Origin of the sequence: Pullulanibacillus camelliae (assembly GCF_014642655.1) — a bacterium.
Classification (GTDB): Bacteria; Bacillota; Bacilli; order Bacillales; family Sporolactobacillaceae; genus Pullulanibacillus; species Pullulanibacillus camelliae.
Genome location: NZ_BMIR01000010.1, coordinates 89,673 through 113,681 on the forward strand (window position 1 = coordinate 89,673; position 24,009 = coordinate 113,681).

The window sequence follows — 24,009 nt, forward strand, 5'->3', positions numbered from 1 at the left end:
AACATTAGTGATTTAGCGCACACATTAATGAGTACAAGGCCATTAAAGTCAAATTATAAAGGTATAAGGAGGGAGACTATTGAAGAGACACCAAGCATTGATACCCTTATCACACCATCATCATCATGGTTTGTTTTTAGCTTTGAAGTTAAAAAATGCAAGAGAGGCGAAGGGGCGTTGGACCATTGAGGACATATATGAGGATGCTAAGCTATTTTGGGAGAACGGGGGAGAGGACCATTTTCGGGAGGAGGAAGAGGTGTTGTTTCCGGAGCTTGCAAAGTACAAGCCTATTGAGGAATGTCCTGAGGTAAAGGAAGCTTTGATAGAACATGTGAAAATACGTGCGTTATTCTCTCAGCTTATCAATGATGAAATCGCTAAGACGGATTTAGAAGCACACATGCATCAGCTTGGTGACTGTTTAAATCAACATATTCGTAGAGAAGAACGTTTGATTTTTCCCTTGATTGAACAAACCATTCCTGATGGCACTTTACAGACCGTCGCGCATCACTTTCATTCCTATGAAGACATCTATACGGACTCTTAACGGCACCAAGGCTAATGCTTTGGTGTTATTTTTTATAATGTATAAAGAAGGTTCGGGTGCTGATTGCAATGGAAGGAGACGCGTTTTCCGCGGAGGAGTAGTAAACCTTCGCGAGCTGCACCTTTGTTAAATCATTTTAAAGAAGAGGAGCTTTTAAATTCAGAGAATTATTAAAATATACTTTCTATGGTTCAATTGATTGTAAAAAGGCTAGGGGCTTGGTATTCTTAGATTTGGTATATTTTAATCATAAGGATTGAGGTGTGTAAGGTGAAAAAGTCGTTGATGACTAAGGCTTTTCTCTTAGGATTTTCTGCATTATTAGTTCTGGCGCTGTCTGCCTGTGGAAAATCTGGTAGTAAAGAAAAGACCCAATCGACTTGGGATAAAATAAAAGCTAAAGGGACATTGGTGATTGGTACATCAGGTACGCTAGCCGCTAGCTCTTATCATGATGCCAAAACGGACAAATTGACCGGTTATGAAGTAGAGGTTGAAAGAGAGCTTGCTAAACGCCTTGGCTTAAAGCCAGTGTTTAAAGAGATGTATGTAGATGAAGTCATGCCTAGTATACAGAATGGTAAGATTGATGTGTCTAGTGCAACGCTCACAAAAGAAAGAGAGAAAAAATTTGATTTCTCAAATCCCTATAAATTTTCCTATGGTGTCGCCGTTGTCCGTGCCAAAGATCACTCTGGGATCAATAAGCTGGAAGATTTAAAAGGTAAAAAAGCAGGGGGTGCAGCGACTACTACATTTAGCCAAGTGGCCAGAAAATTTGGCGCAACCGTTAAAACCTATGGGAATGCAACCAATGATGTGTATCTTAAGGACGTTGCTTTAGGACGAACAGATGTCATTTTAAATGACTACTACTTATGTAAAATGGGGCTTGCCGCTTATCCAAATCTTGGTTTGATTATTGATCCTAATATCCGCTTTAATTTGAGTCAGGATGGCATTATTATGAAAAAGGACTCGAGTGAATTACAACAGCATATCAACAAAGCTTTGAAAGAAATGAAAGATGATGGCACCTTGAAAAAGCTAGGTGAACAGTTCTTTAAGGCAGATGTTTCAAAAAAACCTAACGTAAAGGTAAGAGAGGTTCCTCTCGATAATTAAATCAAAATTCAATTCAAGTGGACCTGAGGAGAAATATCATGACTATTGATCCATGGTTAGCGATACAATCCTTTCCCTATGTCATACGTGGCTTAGGGAACACCCTGCTTATTTCTGTTGTAAGTATGTTGGTGGGATTGGTGATTAGTGTCGGGCTTGCGCTGATGCGCAATTCTGACCGGCGTATTTTAAATTGGCCAGCAAGGTTTTATATTTCTTTTATGAGAGGCATGCCTATTATTGTCTTTCTATTTATCTTGTATTTGGGCTTCCCTGTAATTGGTATCAATTTCTCAGCAATGACAGCGGCCTTGATTGGCTTCAGTTTAAATAGTGCAGGCTATATGGCAGAGATCAATCGTGCAGCGATCAATGCCATTCCAGTTGCCCAATGGGAAGGCGCAAAGGCATTAGGCTTTAAGACGCATCAAGTTTTAACTTACATTATCTTTCCTCAAGCCTTTCGTATCGCCATTCCCTCACTGGGAAATGTCTTTCTAGACTTAGTAAAGTCGTCGTCGCTTGCAGCAACAATTAGTGTCTCAGAGCTCTTTCAAAAATCTCAGGTTGTTGCAGGGCGCACACTAGATTCCTTTACAATGTACATTCTTGTGGCCGTCATTTATTGGATCGTTTGTCTATTGATTTCAATGCTGCAAAATGTGCTTGAAAAACGCTATCATATATAAACTGCAAAAAAGGTGACCAGAAATTCAAATTCGAATTTTTGATCACCTTTTTAGCGATTTATGAGCCGATTTCATCCTTCGGTTGCTTTAAAGAATGTGGCTAATAGACAAGCGGAAGGGTATGAGACTCCTGTGAAATAGCAGGTCCTGGCAGGAGCAAGGAACAAGTGACAAGAGAGACTGCAGTTCTTTGTTCATAAAAACGAGTATTTTCTACTTACACTATAAAAACAACACAATTCAAGAAAACGGCGCTCAATAGAGAGGCTTGCCCAGTGTCCTCTCCATTGAACGCCGTTTGTTTGCAAAGAGCGCCATTTGTCTGGAAATAGAAAGAGCTTCATTTAAGGAGAAATTAAGAATACTGCGGCATAATGAAAAAGGATCAGGACGATTAAGAAAATAAGACAAGCATTGGCTCAGGATATATCTAAAATGTTCCGGGGGTCTCAAGGAGACACATTTGCTAGGCCTTAACTTTTGCATAGATGCAAGTATCGCGTAAGCTTTTTCCATCGACAGAGAGTGCTTCGTTGTGGAGAATTCCTTCGAGTTGGAAGCTTAATCTTTCAGGAATAGCACGGCTCTTCTTATTTAGTGCATCACAGCGAATCTCTATACGGTTGGCATGAAGTTCAGTGAAGGCAAAATGAGCAATGCCTTGAACCGCCTCTGTCATATAGCCCTTACCGCTGAAGGCCGCATCACACCAATAGCCAATTTCAAATTTGGGCACATCCCAATTCATACGGTGCAGTCCAGATGAGCCAATAAAAGTGCCATTTTCTTTGTGAAAGATAAGCAGACGTAAATCCTCACGATTGAGGAATTTGGCATGGGCACGCCGCATATTGGCTTCGGTCTCCTCCAGCGTTTGTTCTTTTTGAGCAAAGGGAAGCCAGTCTTTTAGCTCTGCGCGCGACCGTGTGAGTGCATCGTAAACGACTTGGCCATCTCCAGGGTGTGGCATTCTGATTGTTAATCTTTCAGTTGTAAAGGAAGTTGGAAAATCAAGAAGTAGTGGATTCACAGGTCAACACATCCTATAGATCAAATTTTTTTGAGATTAAGTCTAGCATTTTTAATTTGCTTTAGCAATAGGAATCTTATTTGACTTGTAGCTGTATTTTATCCTTTTCATTTTAGGCTGGAACAGCGGGTGCGATTGGAAGGTAAGGAGGAAGTGGGGACTTTTTCATAGTCATAATAAAACCCCCTTTGAAGGCTAGTGCTATCAAAGGGGGGAAAGCTTTACATTATTTATTGGAGTCATCACCGTCAGAGGACATTGTTTTCTCTGAATCAGGGATGTTCATGCCTGCTGTTTGATCACTAGTATAATCGATTTTTGTTCGATCTGGAGGCGTGAAGCCTTTAACCTTGTGGAAACGAAGCAGGTCACCGTATACGACTTTATCTGAATAATCTAGGGCTTGTTTTGCAAAGTTACTGTAATCTTTACAGTATGTCTTGCTGACAAGTTTTCCATCTGGATTGGTGTAACACTTACCACCGACGCTGGAATATTTAGGCGTCATGACATCGCCGTTACGGAATGGAACGATTTGACGATGGTTAGGTGAGAGTAGATCAGATCCAAAGGAAATATAGTCTTTCGTATCAATACCAAGTAGGTGAAGAACAGTTGGTCTAACGTCAACCTCACCACCATAGGTGTGTTTGACACCGCCTTTTACACCCGGAACATGGATAAAGAGTGGCACACGCTGTAATTGTGCATTTTCATAAGATGTAATTTTTTGTCCCATGATTTTCTGCATGCCGGCATTATGGTTTGTTGAAATACCATAGTGGTCACCATACATAACAACAACTGTATGATCATAAAGACCATCTTTTTTCAAGTCATTGAAAAATTGTTGTATTGCTTCGTCCAAATAATGTGCGGTTTGGAAATATTGGTTTACGACTTTATCGCTAGTATTTGCAGCTGGGAAGTCGATATCCTTTTTATCTAACTCAAATGGGAAGTGGTTAGATAGCGTAATGATTTTTGCATCAAAAGGCTGTTTCATGTTTTCCAAGTACTTCATAGATTCCTTGAACATCGGCTTATCTTTCATACCATAGTTAATGACATTTTCAGGCTTCATGTCATAGTAGTTGGCATCAAAGAATTTCTGGATACCAAATGGTTTATACATTTCATCGCGATTCCAGAAGGTTTTATAGTTCCCGTGAAGTGTGGCTGTTGTATACCCATGATTCACTAGGATCTGTGGTTGAGCTTGATAGGTGTTATTCGCTTTTTGTGTGAATACCGCACCTTGTGGCAATGGATATAACGAGTTTGCCATCATGAACTCAGCATCAGATGTTTTACCTTGTCCCACCTGGTGGAAGAAATTATCGAAATAGAACGTATTGGGATCCTTTTCTAAGCTGCTTAAGAATGGCATGACTTTTTTACCATCAATCTTTTGATCAACTGCAAAGGTTTCAAGGGATTCCAATGATATATAAATGACGTTCATGCCCTTCGCTTTTCCAAAGAGCTTTGGATTTGGCGGCGTGTAATTGGATTTCGTAAAGTTTTCGATATCGGATAAATCATTGCTATCAGCAAAAGCTCTTTGTGCGGAGGAACGCGCACTTGTAATGATGTCATAGATTGAAAAATTATAAGCTCCAAGGTATTTAACTAAATAGTTTCGGTCAAAGGTTCTTGAAAGCAATTGTGGACGATCACCCTCAGCAAGACCGAGGTTAGCACAAAAGATCATGACAGCAAATACAAAAACAGATAAAATCCCACGACGTTGAATACGGCTTTGTGTTTTAATGACCCTTGATAGAATCAAGATGAGAAGAATAATGGTGTCGAAGAAATAAAAGATATCTCCCCAAGACATGTTAGCTACTGTACTATCACCGAGTTGTCCAAAGTTACTGCTTTGTGAAAGCACTGGCACGGTGATAAAGTCATTAAAGAATCGATAGTAGACAACGTTGGCATAAAGCAAAAAGGAAAGAATGAAGTCGATGATGAGAATAGCCCATAATCGCAGCTTTCCTTTAAAGAACAGCGCGAAACCTAAAAAGAAGAGTGACGAGCTGATCGGGTTGATAAAGAGCAAAAACTTTTGCAAATCGTTATCAATACCGAGTTTAAATTCTTGCCTATAAACAATATACGTTTTAATCCAAAGTAGAACGACTGCTATAAAATAAAACGTGTAATGCTTATTCAACCACTTGTTTAATGTTTTAGTGAAACTCATAACATTTACCTCCTGATTTACAACCATAATCGGTTAATGTAAATATGAGTGGATTGTGGGAAAAATCCCATAAAGAAATAAAAGTGTTGAAAGACGTTCCATAAGTTATTATTATAACAGGATGTAAAGGAATTTCAATTGTTTGTTTTGATATATTGATAATTTGCTAAGTTTATAAAGGGATAGTAAGTGTTCTTATTCATTTTAACACTATATTCATGATTTATCGTTTTATTAATTAAAAGTGATATTAAAAAAATCTTAGCCTTTTATGAAGCTATCGTTTAATATCATGACTTGGAAGGGATAAGTAACTGTGAGTCAGTCATTTCTGCAATTAAATACGATATTTATTAGTTTGATTATCGAGGCGATACCATTTATTGTCGTTGGGGTTTTTATTTCTGCGATTATTCAAATCTTTATTACTGAAGAGATGATTGCCAAAATCATTCCCAAAAATAGATTTTTCTCGATATTATTAGGGACATGCATGGGCTCTTTATTTCCAGCGTGTGAATGCGGCATTGTTCCAATCACAGAGCGTTTGGTTAAGAAAAAGGTTCCCTTGCATGCGGCCATTGCTTTTATGTTAACGGGGCCGATCATTAATCCAATTGTTGTCTTCTCGACCTATGTCGCTTTTGGTAATAACTGGAAAATGGTAATAGATCGCTGTGGTCTGGCGATCATCGTTGCTTTTATTGTTGGTCTCCTGATTTCTTATTTATTTAACGATGACCAATTACGTGAATTTATTAGCAAAAAGTCTAAAGGCAAGGGAAAGGGACATCACCATCATCATCACCATGATCATGAACACCTTCACAAAATGACCCCTAGGGAAAAAGTGAAGGAAATGGTCGATCACGCTTTGGATGAATTTTTCTCTGTAGGTAAATTTTTGGTTATTGGAGCTTTTATTGCTTCGGCTATGCAAGTCTATGTCAAAACGAGTACATTATTAACCTTGGGACATACCGCTGTAACGGCTATTTTGGTCATGATTTTGCTCGCCTTTTTATTATCGCTTTGTTCAGAAGCCGATGCTTTTATCGCTTCTTCCTTCCGAGGAACCTTTGGAGCGGGCCCGTTAACAGCATTTCTTGTTTTCGGCGCTATGGTTGATATTAAAAACCTAATCATGATGCTCAGTACATTCAAAAAGCGTTTTGTATTTACTTTGATAGGATCCATTACTGTCGTTGTGTTTTGTGGAGCACTATTCATATGAGGAGGGACAGTGAATGATACGCTTTATTATCTTATTTGGCTTTATGTACCTGTTCTTACATCTTCATGCCACTGGTGATATCAGTAAGTACATTAATATGAAATACAGTTATCTCACCTTTATTATGATCTTTATCTTTGCATTTATGGCGCTTTACCAATTGATAAAGTGGAATATACAAGGGAAAAAAGGCACCGAAGAAGAACATCATGATCATGGGCACGATCATTCTAAGGATGAAAATACATTTTTAAAGAAATTGCTCGTATACGGTTTGTTACTTCTTCCTTTAGTTACAGGGATTTTTCTTCCGATTGCAACATTGGATTCCAACATTGTTAAAGCCAAGGGCTTCCATTTTGCTGAAATTGATAACGATAAGGATCAGTATGCAGATCATCAAATTCTCAGACCGAATACGCGTCTATATTATGACTCAGATCAATATGAGAAGATGGCCACTTCTGATCGAAAGAAATATGATAAGGGAAATAAACTGGTTTTAAATGATGATAATTTTCTGCGTGGTTTAGAAACGGTCTATAATTATCCAGGCGATTTTACGAATGAGACCATCTCGATGAAGGGCTTTGTCTATCATGGCGATTCCTTGAAAAAAAATCAGCTCTTTGTTTTCCGATTTGGGATTGTCCATTGTATTGCGGATGCCGGAGTATATGGCATGATGCTGGAGTTTCCTAAAGATGTAAATTATAAGGATGACCAATGGCTGCAGGTAGAAGGAACGATGTCAACCGTTTTCTATCAGCCATTTAAACAAACTATTCCATACTTAAAGGTGACGAAATGGAAGGTTGTTAAGGCCCCAAAAGATCAGTATGTTTATCGACCATATTAAATACACTAAAACAGGAGGGTGTCCCAAAGTCTAACGGCTTTTGAGGATACCCTCTTTTTAAACCTAAATGATGGATTTCGGTGTGATCAAAGCTAAGCACCTAATTTTAAAGAAAAATTGAATTTTGCTTTCCATGTCTTTCTAATCAAAAACAATGATGAAAAATTTTATATAGTACATTCTTAAGTCAAAAAACGAAACTGAATGTTTTTTCCGAACGTGGAGGCTCACTATAGGTCAAGTTTTATCTATATAAAACTTGACCTTTGAGCTTGAAAGGTGAGCTCTTCGCGAAAGCGTGGATGAGCAATGCTTATCAGTGCCAGTGCACGCTCACGAATGCTTTTCCCCTTTAGATTTGCTGCTCCAAATTCTGTTACAATATAATGCACATCATTTTTTGAATTGGAGATAGGCGTACCTGGAGTTAAATAAGGTTGAATACGTGAAACTGTCCCGTTTTTGGCAGTGGAAGGGAGACAAATGAAGCTTTTTCCATTTTCCGCAAAGGCTGCTCCTCGTGCAAAATCTGCCTGTCCCCCAGTTGAGCTGTAATAACGCCCCTGAATGGTCTCGGAGCTGCATTGTCCAAAAAAGTCAACTTCAACTGAAGAATTAATTGAAACGATATGATTTTCTTTTGCAATCAAGCGTGGATCATTGACAACATCCACAGGAAGCATGAGCACACCCGTATTTTCATGAAGAAAGCTGTAGAGCCGTTTTGTGCCGAGAGCAAAGGTTCCTACAATTTTTCCTGGATGCGTCTGTTTTTTTGTGCCATCTACTGCACCCGATTCAACGAGGTCTACAAGCCCATCTGTTAGCATTTCAGTATGAATGCCCAAATGTTTTTTTTCCTTTAGGAAGCCAATGATGGCATTGGGTATGCCACCAATTCCCACTTGGATCGTACTGCCATCTGGTATGAGCGCAGCGATGTGACCGGCGATTCTCTGATCAATTTCATTCGAAGTGTGGGCAGGTATTTCCCAACAGGAATTATCGCTCTCAATGAATCCTACGATTTGACTGATATGGATTTGGTTGCCTCCATATGTTCTCGGCATGTTGGGGTTGATCTCTAGGAGAAAAGGTGCTTGACCAATCAATGCTGCCACGTACTCAGCATTCGTACCAAGTGAAAAATAACCATGATGGTCCATGGGGGCTGCCGAAGCTATCACTAAGTTACAGGCCGTGTGTTCTCGTAAGAGTTTTGGCACCTCATGAAAGTGGTTGGGAACCAAGTCACAATGGCCATTATTGTATGCATCCCGTGAGGAAGGACTTAAAAAATAGGCGATATGTCGCATATGTTCTTTATACTGACCATTGATATATGCCCTCTCATTTCTAGGATGCATTTGATGAAAGCGGACGTTTTGCAGGCGCTCATGCTCTGCTTCTAAAGTGTTAAGAAGTGTGAGAGGCTCACCATTTGCCATGCCGACGATAATATCAGCATTAGGATGAATAAATTTGAATACCTCATTGGGGCGTATGGATTTCTGTAGCCATTGTGTCATCTTTTTCACCTGATTTCATCATTATTGATGATACTATTTATAAGCTACAGTTTACAGAAAGCGCTAAAAATATAATGTGAAAAGTGTCACAGATTATATGAAGAGGTTGAGACAAAACGAAAGAGATCCCCCCAATACCGAGCGTTAAGATTTAAAAGGAGCTAGGGAAACGGGAAGTGTAGTCAAAATACGGAGACTTTTGCGGGAACGGGGCCAGTGTTCCTTCACGAGTAAACTTCGAGATGTTCCGAGAAAGCTGACTCGAAGCCATACACGTAGATGCAGGAACAGGGGACTTTTATAAATACTTTGGAACACAGATAAAACCTTCCAAAATGAGCGGAGGCCCCTAAGGACGATCGCCTAAAAACGTCACCTCCGTGTGACAACCCCGAAGCGAGCAACTCAATACGCTCCCAAAAAGTAAAAAGCACTTTTCGGGGACCTCGATGGTCGCGTCGAATGCCGACCCTACCCATATTGTGTGGACATGAGGAAAGCGAGTAGTTTGACGGAGCGCTTCATGATTGACTCAAAAATTCGAACGTATGCCTTCAAAATTGTGAATGCGTTCGGATTCTCTAGAGCGCAATACTTCTGTCCCGGCTCCTTTACTGATCTATAATGTTCATTGAGACGGCCATAATACTCAGTTCACTTTATGGATTCTGAGGATCTTTGTTAACGAATTCAAAAATTTCTTTTGACTCGAATTGATCGAATAGTCTGTTTAACCAGGCGTAATATTCTTTTGAGTACATAAGCTTGGCAACGGCTTTTTCAATGTCCTCTTGTTCAGATTCTGTCAGAATGCTTGGGTCAGATGCAAGATCCTCAAGTTCCTTTAACGACTCGTTAATAGCTTTTAAATTGACTTGAATCACCTTGCGCCACTGGTTTGTGAAGTAATCAAGGAAAATTTGGTACCAATCCTTTTTGGCTTCATATTGATCTTTTCGTTCACCTTTGATCCAAACTTTTTCAACCATATTGAGGTCAGTAAGGGTTCTTACAGATGTACTCATGCTGGTCTTGCTCATTTGTAGCTCTTCTTTCATATCATCAAGAGTCATCGGTGTATCTCTAAAGAAAAGGGTGCCATAAAGCCTGCCAATTGAAGGTGTGACTCCGTACAGATGCATATTAAGGGAAATGGTTTCTATCACACGCTCTTTTGCTTTTTCAATAATATCTTGCCTATTGCTCATCTTTTGATCCATGGAAGTAACCACCTAAAATCTAGTTTTTTACTCATTCTTAATGATAACGGAAAACTAAGAAATTAAAAATAGTCACTTTGTTAGCATTTAGAGGGATTATAGAGGAATTTTAAGAATAACAAAGATAAAGTATGTACAGAAAAAACTTTACAAACAAAATGAACAGAAATGATTTTATTTCAAGTTTGTTACAGGATTGGTCAATCTGTAGAATGAATAGAGTAGTCAGTATGGGCACGAAGAAGTATAAGGAAGAGCCGAGGTGAAAATATGGATAAAATTGAAGTTCGTGATGTCACGAAGATCTTTGGGAAAAATCCAAAGCGTGGCATTGAACTAATTAACCAAGGCCTGACGAAAACAGAGATTTTAGAAAAGACCGGGATGACAGTGGGGGTCAATAAAGCTTCCTTTTCTATAAAAGATGGTGAAATCTTTGTCATCATGGGATTGTCAGGATCAGGTAAATCAACGCTTGTACGTCTGCTCAATCGTTTAATCGAACCGACTTCCGGAACGGTATTAATCGATGGAAAAGACGTGACAAAGTTAAATAAACAGGAATTAAGGGAAGTCAGAAGAAGTAAAATGAGCATGGTCTTTCAACGGTTTGCTCTTTTTCCTCATCGAACAATTCTCGCCAATACTGAATTTGGATTGGAAATTCAAAACGTTTCAAAAGAAGTGCGGCGTAAAAAGGCTTTAGAGGCTCTTGAGCTTGTCGGGCTAAAGGGTTATGAAGAGAAAAAGCCTGGAGAGCTTTCAGGAGGCATGCAGCAGCGTGTTGGACTTGCCCGAGCACTGGCTAATGATGCGGATGTCTTGTTAATGGATGAGGCGTTTAGTGCCCTTGATCCACTAATCAGAAAAGATATGCAGGATGAGCTATTGGATTTGCAAAGCAAAATGCAGAAAACCATTGTCTTCATCACTCATGACTTGGATGAGGCACTGCGCATTGGAGATCGGATTGTCTTAATGAAGGATGGCTCTATAGTGCAGGTCGGTACACCTGAAGAGATCCTTATGAATCCTGCCAATGATTACGTTGAGCAGTTTGTTGAGGATGTGGATGTCACAAAGGTTTTTACAGCCGAGCATGTCATGAAGCGGCCTGAAACAATTGAGGTGAGTCGCGGCTTAAGAGTGGCTATGAAGATTATGAAGGATGAAGGCGTGTCAACGGTTTACGCCATCGATAAAAATAAAAGATTTCTTGGCATTCTTTATGGTGATGATGCAGCCAAAGCTGTTGAACAAGGTAAGTCCATCAATGATGTGATTAAGCCTGTGGAATCTGTAACAACCGATACATATCTCATTGATATGTTTGAGACGCTTTCTGCTTCGCCTGTCCCCATTCCAGTCATCGATGATTCTGGTCGATTGAAAGGCATCGTTAAGCGTAGTGCGATCATCGATGTTATGGCTGATAGTAGTGAAGTATTGAATGGAGAGGGGTGAGTAGAATGAGTGACACGTATCATCACTTTATTCCAAAAATTGAAATCGGCAAATGGGTACAAGATGTTGTGCAATCTTTTGTTGATCATACAGAAAACTTTTTTACTGGGTTAGGAAATGGAATTAATTGGTTTGTCCAACAATTAGTTGATTTATTTACATGGATTAATCCCTTTGTATTTATCATTATCATTGCAGCTATCGCGTTTTGGCGAAGCGGCTGGGGTGTGGCGCTCTTTAGCTTAATCGGACTTTGGCTAATCTTTAACCTTGGTTATTGGGCTGATACCATGCAGACGTTAGGTCTGATTTTAACAGCTATCATTATCTCAATTATAATCGGTATTCCCTTTGGAATTTGGATTGGGTTAAGTGATACGGCTAAGAACATTATTACGCCCATACTGGATTTTATGCAGACGATGCCTGCCTTCGTTTATTTAATTCCCGTTCTATTCTTATTTGGGACAGGAATGGCGCCAGGTGTTGTCGCCACGGTCATCTTCTCCATGCCGCCGACCATTAGGATGGCTGGTCTCGGCATAAGACAAGTGCCTGAGGATTTAATCGAGGCTTCAGAAGCCTTTGGATCAAAAACCTCACAAAAATTGTTTAAAGTGCAGTTACCTTTAGCCTTGTCAACGATTATGGCAGGGATTAACCAAAGCATTATGCTTGCCCTATCCATGGTAGTTATTGCATCTCTCGTTGCCGCTCCAGGATTAGGAGCAAAAGTGTATCTCGCTGTTACTCAGCTGAGACTTGATATCGGTGTCGAATCCGGCTTGTCAATTGTCATCATTGCCATTGTACTTGATCGGATTACACAAAATATAAGGAAACAAAAAAAATCTTAGGGGGAAAAAGTTTGAAGAAATTTAGTGCAATCTTACTTACAATGATCGTCGCTGCTGCTTTCGCTCTTGTTGGCTGTGGCTCAAGCGACAAAGGGAGTAGTGGAAGTGACAGTTCTAAGTCCATTGGGGAACAATTAAATTATACGATTACGGGTATTGACCCAGGCGCTGGGGTCACTCAAGCTGCGCAACAATCTATAAAAGATTACGGGTTGGATAAGTATAATGTGCAAACGAGCAGTGAATCGACCATGATGGCTTCATTGAAAAAAGCGATTGATAATAAACAACCGATTGTGATCACCGGATGGTCTCCACACTGGATGTTTGCAAAATATGATTTGAAGTATTTGGATGATCCTAAAAAATCATTTGGTGATGCAGAAAATATTTATACCGTTGCGCACAAAGGCTTTTCTAAGAGCCATCCAAATTTGGCGAAATTTTTTAGTCAATTCCAATGGACAGATGATGACATGAATGCAGTGATGCTGAAGCAACAAAGCAATGATGATGCCTTAGCGGCTGCAAAGGATTGGGTAAAGGACAATCAAGATAAGGTAAGCAAGTGGACTAAAGGAATCAAAAAGGGGAATGGTGAAGAGATCAAAATGGCTTATGTCGCTTGGTCATCTGAAGTTGCCAGCACAAATGTTGTCAAGGCTATTTTAGATAACCTTGGCTATAAAGTCACGCTTCAACAGCTCGATGCTGCGCCAATGTGGGCAGCTGTGGCCAAAGGAAGTGCTGATGTCACGCTTTCTGCTTGGCTTCCAGTTACCCATAAAGCTTACTATCAAAAGTATAAAGATCAGGTAGAAAAACTTGGTGTGAGCTTAAAAGGAACTAAGCTTGGATTAGTTGTTCCTAAATACATGAAAGATGTAAATTCGATCAGTGATTTGAAAAAATAAGCCATATAAAAGGAAGCCGGAAATTCACGGCTTCCTTTTGAATGGAGCGGGCTGGGCTCTTTATATATGCTCCAAATGACAAAATAGCGTCGAAGGCTTTTTAAAACGGCCAAACATGCTAAAAGTGAATAAATCACGGCAATTAAAAAATGCATGGCACACTCATTTTATAAAATCTCTAAGTTAAAAGAACCAGGCAAATGTCCGGTTCTTTTAACTATAGATAGGAAATCGCTTGCTGACCAAATTGCTTCCAGCCGTCGATAAAGTCCTGTTTGTTGCCGGGACGATTTTTGATGTTGTCGAGAGGATCGTTAAAATACACAAAATCCTCGTTATAGCCAGTAATGACAACAGCGTGCTCTTTATATGTTATTTTAAGAGTTCCGTGAGCCGTAAGCCATGTTTCCCAATGTTCGTCCTCCACATAATTATAGCGGCTGGTTACAATAACCCAAACTGGAAACCCACGGTCGATTTGTCCCTCTATACGTGCCCATTCGCAGTCTGTCAAATCAATGATTCGATCGCCAAGAAAGGTTTTAGCTAATTGGACAATTGGACGATGAAAGGTTCCAAGACCTGGTGTTTCAAAACTATACATGTCTCCAACAAAGCCATCGTTGGGATGTCCGTGAACACCGTCTGTCTCAAAAGGGACCTTAACAACAGCCTCAGCGAGCTGCAGCTTATCGACTTGGATCTTCGCGTGCTGGAGCAACATACAAAGGGATGTGACCTCACAGCCCCTTGGCAGTTCGGGTAATTGTGCAATGAGTGGGACATCAATCATTTTTGCACGTGTCATTTTACTTGCCACCTCCGATTACTGGTAGTAAATTCGCCATAGTTCATGGTAAAACCTTCTTTTACGTTATGTACATAGCAGGAGAGTAGAAGGTCAAACTAGGATTGGGAGGTGATTAAGTGGCTAACAATAATAGTAACCAATTGCTTGTCCCAGGAGTGGAACAAGCGGTGGAACAAATGAAGCAGGAAATCGCCAGTGAATTTGGTGTTCGATTAGGCGCAGATACGACCTCTCGTGGCAATGGTTCTGTTGGTGGCGAAATTACAAAGCGTTTAGTTGCGCAGGCACAGCAGCAAATGCCTGGACAAAATAAATAAGTATGGCAATAAGGGAAGCAGCCTGGGCTGCTTCCCTTTAAAAGTGATGACATGTTTAGCGAATGCGTAATTCAGTTTCTGGATCAAAGAAATGCGCTTTATTCATATCAAGAGCCAATGTGATGTTTTTACCACTGCTGGCGTCTGTACGAGAATCAACGCGAGCGACGAACTGATCTTCACCAATGTTTGAATACAAGAAGGTTTCAGCCCCCATTAATTCAGCCACTTCAATGGCAGCTTCAAATGTCGTATCTTTGGATGCTTCGATGAAAAGAGGTTCATCATGGATATCCTCTGGGCGGATGCCGAGAACGACTTCTTTATTGACATAGCCGCGCTCGCGCAATAATTTCATTTTGCCTTCAGGAATCTTGAAGGTGTGCTCGCCAACGATTGCCTTGCCGTCCTCAAGTCTTGTTTTTAAGAAGTTCATCGCAGGAGATCCCATGAAACCAGCAACGAAAATGTTTTCAGGAAGGTCATAGACTTCTTTCGGCGTACCGACTTGTTGAATGACACCATCCTTCATGACAACAATGCGTGTTGCCATCGTCATGGCTTCAGTTTGATCGTGTGTTACATAAATTGTAGTGGTTTGCAGCCGTTGATGAAGTTTAGTTAACTCGGCACGCATTTGTACACGAAGCTTAGCATCAAGGTTTGATAAGGGTTCGTCCATGAGGAATACTTGAGGATCACGGACGATGGCACGACCGAGTGCAACACGCTGTCTTTGACCACCGGAAAGTGCTTTTGGCTTACGATCAAGAAACTTATCAATGCCAAGGATCTTTGCTGCATTTTGGACGCGTTTCTCAATTTCATCTTTTTTGAATTTGCGAAGCTTAAGTCCAAAGGCCATGTTATCATAGACGTTCATGTGAGGATACAGCGCATAGTTTTGGAAAACCATTGCGATATCGCGATCTTTTGGTGCAACGTCGTTGACGAGGCGATCACCAATGTAAAGCTCACCGGCAGTAATATCTTCAAGTCCTGCGATCATGCGAAGCGTAGTTGACTTACCACAACCAGATGGACCAACGAAAACGATAAATTCTTTGTCCTTAATATCAAGATTAAAATTATCTACTGATTTTGTTTCAGCTTTGTCATAGACTTTGTCAATACCTTTCATTACAATACCAGCCATGAAGGAGTCCCCCTTGAATTCGTTTTCAATCTACTTTTATTGTAAGCGATTTATTCCATCGATAGAAGAGGGCAGTCTGCACAAAGATTTCAGGAATTATTGTATACATGTTACAAGTCAACCAAGGCTATACTTTAAAATACCAATATAAATAATAGCAGCATCAATAAAGGTCTTCGGATCAAGGTCCGTTTTTTCATGAAATTTATCCAAGCGATATTGCAAGCTATTGCGATGGATGTAGAGTGCCTTGGAAGCGGTAGAGACATTCATATTGTGTTCAAAAAAGGTGAGCAATGTTTCTTTGAGCTCAGTGCCTCCTTCAGATAGCGCGTTTTGAATCTTTTTAAACATAAAATCAGCCGCCTCAGGCGAGAGATTCTCCAGTAAAAATATTGGAATTAAATGATCAAGTGATGTGACCCGTTTTCGTGGATAGATGCGTAAAAAGCGTTCAAAAAGCTGATGATGCCATTCATAGCTTGACTTTGACAGCTGAGCTGTATAAAAAATGGCACCAATCATAACGGCGACATCGACGAAGAATTCTGTAGCCATGAGATCGACGATTTCCTCAGCAACAACACGTTTTGATGGTTCCGAGAGGATGAGGATAGCCTCGTTTTCCCTCCAAAGCAAAACGGGTGTCTCTGAAACCAGAGCAGACATTGCCTCTTCGAAAGCGGCAAGATCATTGGGCAGTGATTTAAAATGGATGTAAATAGGATAGGCAGGAAACGAGAGCCCCGGGCTATCTTTTGGGTTGCTAGCCTCAGTGCCATTAAATAAAAGGTTTGCCCAAGCCTTTTGCGCAGGGCTTTTTGGCGTGGTGAATTGATCAACGGTTTCATAATAAAGCTTCAAAAGCTGAAGCTCCTTTTCAGTTACGGCCGATTTCTTAATGCCAAATTGGATATGTGCTTGATCTTGAAACCAATAATAGGACTCCAGATGTTCTTGATCGTTATAATATGTAAAAGCTTGTCCATAAATGGCCTTTAAGGCTTCAAGCATGGCGATGAACTCCTTATTAATAAAATGATGCACCTCGATCAAATGAGATCGAGGCGGGGAAAAGCTAGGATTCGCGTGGTGGTTCCTCACGCTGAACAATTTCATGATAGTGATCGACAGAAGGATGATCATACTTGGTATTGACCGTTCCACCAGCCATTCCTTCGCTCATCATACGGTCGATATCCAAATAGTATTCAGCACGTCCTTCGTAGTCAAGGTCTTTATCTCGATGAGATGATTTGTTCATGCTGCATTCCCCCTTTATTTAAAGGGTTTCCCTCGCACTCTGTTTTCATGAAATAGAGCTCAAGGAAATTTTAAGCATCACAAACATGATATAGCAGGGTTCGTGAATACGGCTAACAAAAGCGTCCTCAATTAAAGAGATGTTTGCTTATTCTTTCTGGAAATGTCAAAGACATAAAAGAATAAAAGGAATGCATTAAAACGCAGTAACACCTATATTAAACATAACAATAAAAACGAAGTGTGTAAATAATAATAGCATTCGCATTTTTACCGCAAATGGATGGCGTGTTATTCTACACTAGAAAGCGTCAAAGGCTTTAATAGACTAAGCTTACTGAGATATAAACAATAGTTGAACCAATAACGGTGAATCAGTTTAGTCTGGTGGCGGATTTTAGGATGATGAAAAATCACCTGTCCTGGTCGAGCATTAATTTCAAAGAGCCACAGTCTATTTTCTTGATCAAGGCCGAGATCGAAACCGAGCTCACCGATGAGATCATCTGTTTGTTCATCGAGCGCTTCACTTATGGCGACAACATCTTCTTTTAACCCCTTTACATATTTCTGAGCGGTTTCTTGATCAAAAATATCATTTAAAGCAAGAATTTGACCACCATAATACGTATGAGTAGTAATGGTGTTTACCGCAGCGACCTTTGCGGCGATGGCGCTTAAGTGCCATTTCCCTTCCCCGTCTTTGTTTGTATGCACGCGAAAGTCAAAGGGATGCTTGTTGTGTTTTTGCAAATCTATGCCCTGCTGAATCACATATTGACTGGCTAAATGGCTGTGAAATTCACTGATTAGACAATCCTTAAGGGAAGCGTACTGGTGTTTTACACAGCGCTCCGGTGTATTGGTTTCGCAGATATACCCTTCCCCATGTTTTATAATGCGTTTGATCCCTAACCCATGACTGCTTTTTTTCGGTTTGACATAAACCGTGTTAAAATAATCAAGAGCTTCTTTTAAATGCTTAGATGTAAAGTCATAGGTCTGCGGGAGAAATTGGCTGGATAATGGATGAGCCTTAAGAAATTGGTGGATATCCCATTTATTAAAGAAGGATGGATTGAACCAAGGAATTCCATAATTATGATGGAATTGGCTTTTGACATATTTGACACTTTGCTTATTCTCCGCACGTCTATTCGGGGTGCGGTCATAGACAACATGTGGAAAGGGCACCTCCTGTTCACGCCAGTCTCCTTCGTCATACAGTAGGCCGGTTAAAGTGCCAAGTTCCCATTGAATTTGCCGGGGTGTAAAAACAAATGCGCAGCCTCCCGCTTGTCTGGCATATTCTAATAGACCTTTCATTTCCTCTGTTCTTTGCCCAAAGGGAAGGATGGCATTGGGATGATAATGTGTCGTAAAGATTCCGATGATTGGCATGAAATGTAAGGTGTCCTCTTGTTGGAGAAAATGCCATTTTTGGTTATAGGGAAGTCCTAGTCTTTTCCATACTTCTTCGGACACATAGCATTTCGGTTGGGAGGTTGGCTTAAATACGCAATTGACATATTTATTTGAAAAGCAAAGTTTAGAAAGCGATTTTTGGTATAATGCCGTTGGCAGATATACAGTATTCGGTTTATGGTTAAGCTTTTCTACTTTAAATAAATCCATGTATGTGGCCTCCAAAATCCCTTAGTGAGTGAGTGCATTTATATATATTCATATGCTTTAATAATGGGCATGTGCCTGTTTAAACAAACGGAAAAAAGGAATGAACGAGATGTCGATTGGAGAAATTATTGGAACCTTTTTATTACTTATTATAGTGGGTGCGCTTATAGGCGGAGTGACGAATTTTCTTGCAATAAAAATGTTATTTAGGCCACACCGTGCCATCATGATAGGCGGCTGGCGGCTTCCTTTTACTCCTGGTTTGATCCCGAAACGAAGGGAAGACATTGCAAAGCAGTTGGGCAGGCTGGTGATGAAGCATTTACTTACAGCAGAAAGCTTAGAAAAAAAGTTTATGGACAGTCACTTAAAGGAGCAAATGACAAGTATTGTCCAAGCAGAGTTGAAAAAGTGGTTAGAGGATAGTCAGCCTTTGGCTCATTATCTGGGGTCAGAGCGCCAATACACTGTAAAACAGCTGGATGCCAAACTCAATGATTGGATCATGCAGTCTTTTATTTCATTATGGGAAAGCCATCAACAGAATACCCTATATCAGCTCCTTCCGGATGAAATACAGCAGAAGATTTCCAGCCAACTTCCTCAATTTTCTCAATTGATCGGCCAGCGTCTGATCAATTATTTAGAGAGTGACGAAGGAAAAGAAAAGGTGAAGGGAGAGTTAGACCGCTTTTTTGAAGGAAAGGGCTTTTTAGGGAGCATGCTAGGAATGTTTCTTGGCAATCAAAGCCTCATGGACAAACTGTATCCCGAGCTCATTCGCTTTCTCAATCAGCCTTCATTTATTGCGGCTTTGCATGAACTATTGGAACGAGAGTGGCTCGAATTGCAGCACAAGACATTGAAGGAACTGGATGAAACTATCCATTTACAGGAAATGTTGAAAAATGCTATCAATGATAAAGTGAGTCAGCTGTTCTCTATAGAGACAGTGTTACAACAAACGCCTGGAGAGTTGTTGGGAGATGTAAAGGATCAATTAATAGGTAAGGTCGCTCATGCAGTGGATTATGGTCTACGCATGCTTGCGAAAAGAACCGTTTCATTATTAGAAGCACTCGATCTAGAGAAGTTGGTAACAGATCAAGTCCGCGCTTTTTCTATTCAAGAACTTGAAGAAGTAGTACTGATGATTTCAAAGAGAGAATTTAAGATGATCACCTATCTTGGGGCCTTTCTCGGTGGGGTCATTGGTATTGTTCAGGCAGTGGTCATGTTATTTATTTAAATCCGTCACTTTTTTAGGCTGCGGGGTGAAGTGTTGAATACTTTTTGTTACACTTGAATAGAAAGAAAAAATGATGGACGAAGAAAAGCTTTTTTGTCTGTTTTAAAAATTAGGAGGAATAGAATGGCAAATCTTTATGATATTGCTTACAGCTTGGAAAAAGCGATTCGCGAGAGCAATGAATATGGCGCATTGAAGACCGCTCATGAGGCCATTGAAAAGGATGAAAGTGCGAAGCAACTCTTCGATAGCTTTCGTGAACTACAAATGTCCTTGCAGCAAAAGCAAATGCAAGGCGAGCAGCTTTCAGAGGATGAAGCGAATCAAGCCAATCAACAGTTTCAACTCGTCCAACAGCATCCAACGATTAGCAAATTGCTTGTAGCGGAACAGCATATGAGCACGGTTCTATCAGATGTCAACAAAATTATCGCGCAGCCATTAGAGGAGCTCTATACAGCGGCCGATGATAATAGTGTTAACTAAAATAAAAATGAGATGGACTTAAAATCACAGCCCTAATAAAGCTGGTGGAATGAGACATAAAATCCGCCGGTTTTATTGGGGCTTTTTGATTGAAGGGGTATAAAATAGTCCCCCCCCTGAGTATAAGGCTTAGGTATCCGCCACTATGCCTTCGGACAGCAACTTAAGCTAAAAGTTCCTCTAAATATCCAGTCGGCTCGCTGTATCCTCCCATAAATCCACTATTTTTTGATTCTAATATTGTATAGCGTTTTCATTTGAGATATAATGCAACTAAATCGGTTTAGTAAGAGGGATGGTATGAAGAGAGTGACAATGGCTGATGTGGCCGAACGTGCTGGAGTGTCAAAAAGCACTGTATCACAATATTTAAATCAACGCTATGAATACATGGGAGAGGAGACAAAAAAGAAAATAGCAGAAGTCATTGATGCTACGGGATATCAGGCAAATACATTAGCGAGAAGTTTGAAGCAAAAACGGACATTTACAATAGGTGTGATTGTCGCCAATATTCTTCATATCTTTTCAACTCAAGTGATTCGAGCGATTGAGGATGTATGTCATCAACAGGACATTTCTGTGATTGTTTGCAATGCAGATGATGACCCAAAGAAAGAGGAAAAGTACATCACAATGCTACGCGCCAAACAAGTCGATGGGCTCATTGTCTTTCCCACAGGGGAGAATAAGACTTTATATGATCAAATGGTGCAGGAGAGGTATCCACTCGTCTTTGTTGATCGGTTGGTGGAAGGGCTTTCGGTAGATACCTTTCTCCTAGACAATAAGGCTGCTTTGCGTTTAGCCGTCGACTATCTTGTTGAAAAGCAGCATAGATATATAGCGATCATCACAACGTCATTGATACGTCATGTGACACCAAGGGTTGAACGGATTTCGGGTTATAGAATAGCATTAGAGCAGCATGATCTTCCCATTCACGAGGAGTATATTCAAGGGGTTAATGTTGAGGATATCTCTATTGCTTTAGCACACCTATTAGCTCTGACCCCGAGACCTACCGCTATTATTGCAGGCAATGATTTAACCTTAATGGAAATTTTAAAATCAATAAAACGGGACAAAAAGCATATTCCCAATGATTTTGCGCTGCTGGGGATCGATGATGTTGCTTATGCTCCACTATTTGAGCCGCCGCTAACAACGATCGCTCAGCCCGCCTTTCAAATAGGAGAGGCAGCAGCTAGGTGCTTACTTGAAAAAATCAATAGTGAATCGATGAATGACAGGCGTCAGCCGGGCATTCATCGCTTTCAGCCAAAGTTGGTGGTTCGCGCATCGTGTTAAAGGTGTACATGTTTCATTAAATGGGGAGGAGATGAAAGGCATGCAAATGACGTTTAGATGGTATGGGGAAAAGAATGATACAGTCACTTTGGAACAAATTAAACAAATTCCAGGTGTCGAAGGGATTGTTTGGGCTTTGCACGATCAGCCCGCAGGGGAAGAATGGCCTATGGATAAAATATTAGAGGTGAAGGCACAAGCGGAGCGCTATCAATTAAACATTGATGTTGTTGAAAGTGTCAACGTCCATGAGGATATTAAGCTCGGCCTTCCGACACGTGATACCTATATTGACAATTACAAACGAACGATAGAAAGGCTTGCTAAGGCAGGAGTAAAAGTCATTTGTTATAATTTTATGCCGGTCTTTGACTGGACAAGAACAGAGCTTTATAAAAAGATGGCAGACGGCTCAACAGCACTTTTCTTTGAAAAGGCTAAGATTGATCACATGCCTGCTGAGGAGCTCGTGAAAAAGGTTGTTGACAATCCGGAGTATTCCATGCCAGGGTGGGAGCCCGAACGGTTGAGTCAGCTCACAGAGCTCTTTGCTGCTTACAAAGGACTAACGGACGAAGGGCTTTGGGCCAATTTGCACTATTTTTTGGAGCAAGTGATACCGGTCGCAGAAATGAATGATATCAAGATGGCTATCCATCCTGACGATCCGCCTTGGTCTATTTTTGGTTTACCGAGGATCATTACTAATAAAGAAAATATACAGCGCTTTCTCGAGCTTATAGACAGCCCTTACAATGGCATCACTCTTTGTAGCGGTTCATTAGGTGCAAATCCTGACAACGATGTAGCCGATATGGTACGGACATTTGCCGATCGTATTCCTTTCGCCCATATACGCAATGTGAAAGTATATGAGAATGGGGATTTTATTGAGACGTCTCACCGTACTCAAGATGGATCGCTAGATATTACCGATATTGTTAAGGCTTATCATGAATCAGGTTTCACAGGCTATGTCAGACCTGATCATGGCCGCCATATTTGGAATGAAAAATGTCGTCCAGGCTATGGCTTGTATGATCGTGCCTTAGGTGTGATGTATTTGCTTGGTATCTGGGATACATTGGAGCGGGAATATGCAAGGGCTTAAATCAAAGAATGGAGGAGAGCAGATGGATGTCATCACCCTAGGAGAAACGATGGTTTTATTGACGCCAGAGACAATTGGCCCAATGCGCTATGCATCAACCTTTACGGCTAAAGTAGCTGGTGCTGAAACGAATGTTGCCATTGGTTTGGCACGTCTTGGTCACCAAGTGGGGTGGCTGAGTCGCTTAGGAAAGGATGAGTTTGGGAAAAAGATTCTCGCTTTTATACGTGGGGAAGGGGTGGATATCAGTCGTGTCACTTTTGATCCACAGGCATCAACAGGTCTTTATTTTAAAGAATTGATCACGGAAGAAGAAATTGCGGTTCATTATTATCGCAAGGATTCAGCGGCGAGTCATTTAAGCCCGAATGATTTAGACGAAGCCTATATTGCAAGTGCTACTTATCTCCATCTGACAGGCATTACACCCGCACTCAGCGACAGCTGTCGAGACACTGTCTTTGCTGCTATTGATTGGGCAAAAAGGTCAGGGGTAACCGTGGTATTCGACCCGAATCTCCGCCGTAAGCTTTGGTCAGATCAAAAGGCTAAAGAAACCTTGCTTGCTATTAGCGCGCAGGCAGACATTCTTCTTCCCGGTTTGGACGAAGCCCATTTCTTATTTGGAGAATTAGAAACAGAGCAGCTTGTCGAGCGGTTTCAGGAGCAAGGTGCCAAGCGGGTGATATTGAAGCTTGGGGCTAAAGGGGCGTATTACAAAACTGAAGATGAAAGTGGTTATGTCGAAGGGTTTCCGGTTAGAAAAGTGCTCGATCCAGTAGGTGCGGGAGATGGTTTTGCTGCCGGACTTTTATCGGGTTTATTAGATCAACTCCCATTTAAAGAGGCGGTTAAACGCGCAGCGGCAGTTGGAGCACTTGTCACCATGGTTCCTGGTGACGTTGAGGGACTCCCCGATCGAGAAAGAATGGAAGCCTTTATCAATCATCAACAGCATGCAGACGTGAATCGATGAAAGGAGAG

At 40.8% G+C, this 24,009-nt stretch carries 23 protein-coding genes; 14 read left to right on the plus strand and 9 right to left on the minus strand.

From position 1 onward, the window contains the following. Positions 1 to 79 precede the first annotated feature (79 nt). From IEW82_RS11535 to IEW82_RS11545, 3 genes are all read left to right on the plus strand, one after another. Entirely contained in the window at positions 80 to 553 is a 474-nt protein-coding gene (locus tag IEW82_RS11535) for a hemerythrin domain-containing protein (protein WP_188694075.1), read from the plus strand. A gap of 270 nt (positions 554 to 823) precedes the next feature. Then, entirely contained in the window at positions 824 to 1,678 is an 855-nt protein-coding gene (locus IEW82_RS11540; RefSeq protein ID WP_373285716.1) for a transporter substrate-binding domain-containing protein, read from the plus strand. A gap of 38 nt (positions 1,679 to 1,716) precedes the next feature. Continuing rightward, positions 1,717 to 2,367 (plus strand): amino acid ABC transporter permease, encoded by a 651-nt coding sequence (locus tag IEW82_RS11545; RefSeq protein ID WP_188694077.1) that lies wholly within the window; start codon positions 1,717 to 1,719, stop codon positions 2,365 to 2,367. 466 nt (positions 2,368 to 2,833) lie between these two features. Here the strand turns inward: IEW82_RS11545 and IEW82_RS11550 are convergent, their stop codons facing one another. Together IEW82_RS11550 and ltaS are read right to left on the minus strand one after the other, a co-directional pair. Then, complete coding sequence (locus IEW82_RS11550) at positions 2,834 to 3,397, minus strand: GNAT family N-acetyltransferase (RefSeq protein ID WP_188694080.1); 564 nt, start codon at positions 3,395 to 3,397, stop codon at positions 2,834 to 2,836. A 226-nt stretch (positions 3,398 to 3,623) separates the two neighbouring features. After that, positions 3,624 to 5,609 (minus strand): lipoteichoic acid synthase, encoded by a 1,986-nt coding sequence (gene ltaS / locus IEW82_RS11555; protein ID WP_188694082.1) that lies wholly within the window; start codon positions 5,607 to 5,609, stop codon positions 3,624 to 3,626. A 316-nt stretch (positions 5,610 to 5,925) separates the two neighbouring features. Between ltaS and IEW82_RS11560 the strand changes: the two genes are divergently transcribed. Together IEW82_RS11560 and IEW82_RS11565 are read left to right on the plus strand one after the other, a co-directional pair. Then, positions 5,926 to 6,843 (plus strand): permease, encoded by a 918-nt coding sequence (locus tag IEW82_RS11560; protein ID WP_188694086.1) that lies wholly within the window; start codon positions 5,926 to 5,928, stop codon positions 6,841 to 6,843. Between the two features lie 13 nt (positions 6,844 to 6,856). Further along, entirely contained in the window at positions 6,857 to 7,702 is an 846-nt protein-coding gene (locus IEW82_RS11565; protein WP_188694089.1) for a TIGR03943 family putative permease subunit, read from the plus strand. A 248-nt stretch (positions 7,703 to 7,950) separates the two neighbouring features. On the opposite strand, the gene IEW82_RS11570 is transcribed toward IEW82_RS11565, so the two are convergent. Next, the gene (locus tag IEW82_RS11570) at positions 7,951 to 9,231 is read right to left on the minus strand and encodes an acetyl-CoA hydrolase/transferase family protein (RefSeq protein WP_188694092.1); all 1,281 of its coding nucleotides are present in this window, start codon (positions 9,229 to 9,231) and stop codon (positions 7,951 to 7,953) included. A gap of 659 nt (positions 9,232 to 9,890) precedes the next feature. Then, positions 9,891 to 10,451, minus strand: a complete 561-nt coding sequence (locus IEW82_RS11575; protein ID WP_188694094.1) for a GbsR/MarR family transcriptional regulator — start codon at positions 10,449 to 10,451, stop codon at positions 9,891 to 9,893. A gap of 270 nt (positions 10,452 to 10,721) precedes the next feature. On the opposite strand from IEW82_RS11575, the gene proV reads away from it, so the two are divergent. From proV to IEW82_RS11590, 3 genes are read left to right on the plus strand one after another with little or no spacing between them, the layout of a single operon-like run. After that, positions 10,722 to 11,915, plus strand: a complete 1,194-nt coding sequence (gene proV, locus IEW82_RS11580; RefSeq protein WP_188694097.1) for a glycine betaine/L-proline ABC transporter ATP-binding protein ProV — start codon at positions 10,722 to 10,724, stop codon at positions 11,913 to 11,915. A gap of 5 nt (positions 11,916 to 11,920) precedes the next feature. Continuing rightward, on the plus strand, positions 11,921 to 12,772 hold the full coding sequence (locus tag IEW82_RS11585; protein WP_188694100.1) for an ABC transporter permease: 852 nt from the start codon (positions 11,921 to 11,923) through the stop codon (positions 12,770 to 12,772). Between the two features lie 41 nt (positions 12,773 to 12,813). After that, entirely contained in the window at positions 12,814 to 13,686 is an 873-nt protein-coding gene (locus tag IEW82_RS11590) for a glycine betaine ABC transporter substrate-binding protein (protein ID WP_188694268.1), read from the plus strand. A gap of 217 nt (positions 13,687 to 13,903) precedes the next feature. Here the strand turns inward: IEW82_RS11590 and IEW82_RS11595 are convergent, their stop codons facing one another. Continuing rightward, the gene (locus tag IEW82_RS11595; RefSeq protein ID WP_188694101.1) at positions 13,904 to 14,494 is read right to left on the minus strand and encodes a C39 family peptidase; all 591 of its coding nucleotides are present in this window, start codon (positions 14,492 to 14,494) and stop codon (positions 13,904 to 13,906) included. Between the two features lie 119 nt (positions 14,495 to 14,613). Here IEW82_RS11595 and IEW82_RS11600 point away from each other — a divergent pair, with 119 nt between their 5' ends. Continuing rightward, positions 14,614 to 14,814: an alpha/beta-type small acid-soluble spore protein gene (locus IEW82_RS11600; protein ID WP_188694102.1), complete on the plus strand. Its 201-nt coding sequence runs from the start codon at positions 14,614 to 14,616 to the stop codon at positions 14,812 to 14,814. A gap of 55 nt (positions 14,815 to 14,869) precedes the next feature. Here IEW82_RS11600 and IEW82_RS11605 read toward each other — a convergent pair whose 3' ends face one another. The 4 genes from IEW82_RS11605 to IEW82_RS11620 all read right to left on the minus strand — a co-directional run bounded on the left by IEW82_RS11605 (position 14,870) and on the right by IEW82_RS11620 (position 18,868). After that, positions 14,870 to 15,970, minus strand: coding sequence for an ABC transporter ATP-binding protein (locus IEW82_RS11605; RefSeq protein ID WP_188694103.1), 1,101 nt, complete (start codon positions 15,968 to 15,970; stop codon positions 14,870 to 14,872). A 117-nt stretch (positions 15,971 to 16,087) separates the two neighbouring features. Further along, positions 16,088 to 16,984 (minus strand): PucR family transcriptional regulator, encoded by an 897-nt coding sequence (locus tag IEW82_RS11610; protein ID WP_188694104.1) that lies wholly within the window; start codon positions 16,982 to 16,984, stop codon positions 16,088 to 16,090. A 64-nt stretch (positions 16,985 to 17,048) separates the two neighbouring features. After that, on the minus strand, positions 17,049 to 17,234 hold the full coding sequence (locus IEW82_RS11615) for a hypothetical protein (protein ID WP_188694105.1): 186 nt from the start codon (positions 17,232 to 17,234) through the stop codon (positions 17,049 to 17,051). Between the two features lie 290 nt (positions 17,235 to 17,524). After that, on the minus strand, positions 17,525 to 18,868 hold the full coding sequence (locus IEW82_RS11620; RefSeq protein WP_188694106.1) for a YheC/YheD family endospore coat-associated protein: 1,344 nt from the start codon (positions 18,866 to 18,868) through the stop codon (positions 17,525 to 17,527). 109 nt (positions 18,869 to 18,977) lie between these two features. Between IEW82_RS11620 and IEW82_RS11625 the strand changes: the two genes are divergently transcribed. The 5 genes from IEW82_RS11625 to IEW82_RS11645 all read left to right on the plus strand — a co-directional run bounded on the left by IEW82_RS11625 (position 18,978) and on the right by IEW82_RS11645 (position 24,001). Beyond that, positions 18,978 to 20,117 carry a DUF445 domain-containing protein gene (locus IEW82_RS11625; RefSeq protein ID WP_188694107.1) on the plus strand — a complete coding sequence of 380 codons (1,140 nt, stop codon included), beginning with the start codon at positions 18,978 to 18,980 and terminating at the stop codon, positions 20,115 to 20,117. A gap of 123 nt (positions 20,118 to 20,240) precedes the next feature. After that, entirely contained in the window at positions 20,241 to 20,603 is a 363-nt protein-coding gene (locus IEW82_RS11630) for a YlbF/YmcA family competence regulator (RefSeq protein WP_188694109.1), read from the plus strand. Positions 20,604 to 20,903: 300 nt separating this feature from the next. Then, complete coding sequence (locus IEW82_RS11635) at positions 20,904 to 21,914, plus strand: LacI family DNA-binding transcriptional regulator (RefSeq protein ID WP_188694110.1); 1,011 nt, start codon at positions 20,904 to 20,906, stop codon at positions 21,912 to 21,914. A 40-nt stretch (positions 21,915 to 21,954) separates the two neighbouring features. Continuing rightward, entirely contained in the window at positions 21,955 to 23,025 is a 1,071-nt protein-coding gene (gene uxuA, locus IEW82_RS11640; protein WP_188694112.1) for a mannonate dehydratase, read from the plus strand. A gap of 22 nt (positions 23,026 to 23,047) precedes the next feature. Then, the gene (locus tag IEW82_RS11645) at positions 23,048 to 24,001 is read left to right on the plus strand and encodes a sugar kinase (RefSeq protein ID WP_188694114.1); all 954 of its coding nucleotides are present in this window, start codon (positions 23,048 to 23,050) and stop codon (positions 23,999 to 24,001) included. Positions 24,002 to 24,009: the final 8 nt, after the last annotated feature.

Bases quoted from the DNA above. Each gene is read 5' to 3' on its own strand.
- IEW82_RS11585 (WP_188694100.1), top strand. From the start codon at position 11,921: ATGAGTGACACGTATCATCACTTTATTCCAAAAATTGAAATCGGCAAA.
- IEW82_RS11565 (WP_188694089.1), top strand. From the start codon at position 6,857: ATGATACGCTTTATTATCTTATTTGGCTTTATGTACCTGTTCTTACAT.
- IEW82_RS11545 (WP_188694077.1), top strand. From the start codon at position 1,717: ATGACTATTGATCCATGGTTAGCGATACAATCCTTTCCCTATGTCATA.
- IEW82_RS11615 (WP_188694105.1), bottom strand. From the start codon at position 17,234: ATGAACAAATCATCTCATCGAGATAAAGACCTTGACTACGAAGGACGT.
- IEW82_RS11610 (WP_188694104.1), bottom strand. From the start codon at position 16,984: ATGCTTGAAGCCTTAAAGGCCATTTATGGACAAGCTTTTACATATTAT.
- uxuA (WP_188694112.1), top strand. From the start codon at position 21,955: ATGCAAATGACGTTTAGATGGTATGGGGAAAAGAATGATACAGTCACT.
- IEW82_RS11595 (WP_188694101.1), bottom strand. From the start codon at position 14,494: ATGACACGTGCAAAAATGATTGATGTCCCACTCATTGCACAATTACCC.
- ltaS (WP_188694082.1), bottom strand. From the start codon at position 5,609: ATGAGTTTCACTAAAACATTAAACAAGTGGTTGAATAAGCATTACACG.
- IEW82_RS11575 (WP_188694094.1), bottom strand. From the start codon at position 10,451: ATGGATCAAAAGATGAGCAATAGGCAAGATATTATTGAAAAAGCAAAA.
- IEW82_RS11625 (WP_188694107.1), top strand. From the start codon at position 18,978: ATGTCGATTGGAGAAATTATTGGAACCTTTTTATTACTTATTATAGTG.
- IEW82_RS11645 (WP_188694114.1), top strand. From the start codon at position 23,048: ATGGATGTCATCACCCTAGGAGAAACGATGGTTTTATTGACGCCAGAG.
- proV (WP_188694097.1), top strand. From the start codon at position 10,722: ATGGATAAAATTGAAGTTCGTGATGTCACGAAGATCTTTGGGAAAAAT.
- IEW82_RS11570 (WP_188694092.1), bottom strand. From the start codon at position 9,231: ATGACACAATGGCTACAGAAATCCATACGCCCCAATGAGGTATTCAAA.
- IEW82_RS11635 (WP_188694110.1), top strand. From the start codon at position 20,904: ATGAAGAGAGTGACAATGGCTGATGTGGCCGAACGTGCTGGAGTGTCA.
- IEW82_RS11605 (WP_188694103.1), bottom strand. From the start codon at position 15,970: ATGGCTGGTATTGTAATGAAAGGTATTGACAAAGTCTATGACAAAGCT.
- IEW82_RS11630 (WP_188694109.1), top strand. From the start codon at position 20,241: ATGGCAAATCTTTATGATATTGCTTACAGCTTGGAAAAAGCGATTCGC.
- IEW82_RS11590 (WP_188694268.1), top strand. From the start codon at position 12,814: ATGATCGTCGCTGCTGCTTTCGCTCTTGTTGGCTGTGGCTCAAGCGAC.
- IEW82_RS11620 (WP_188694106.1), bottom strand. From the start codon at position 18,868: ATGGATTTATTTAAAGTAGAAAAGCTTAACCATAAACCGAATACTGTA.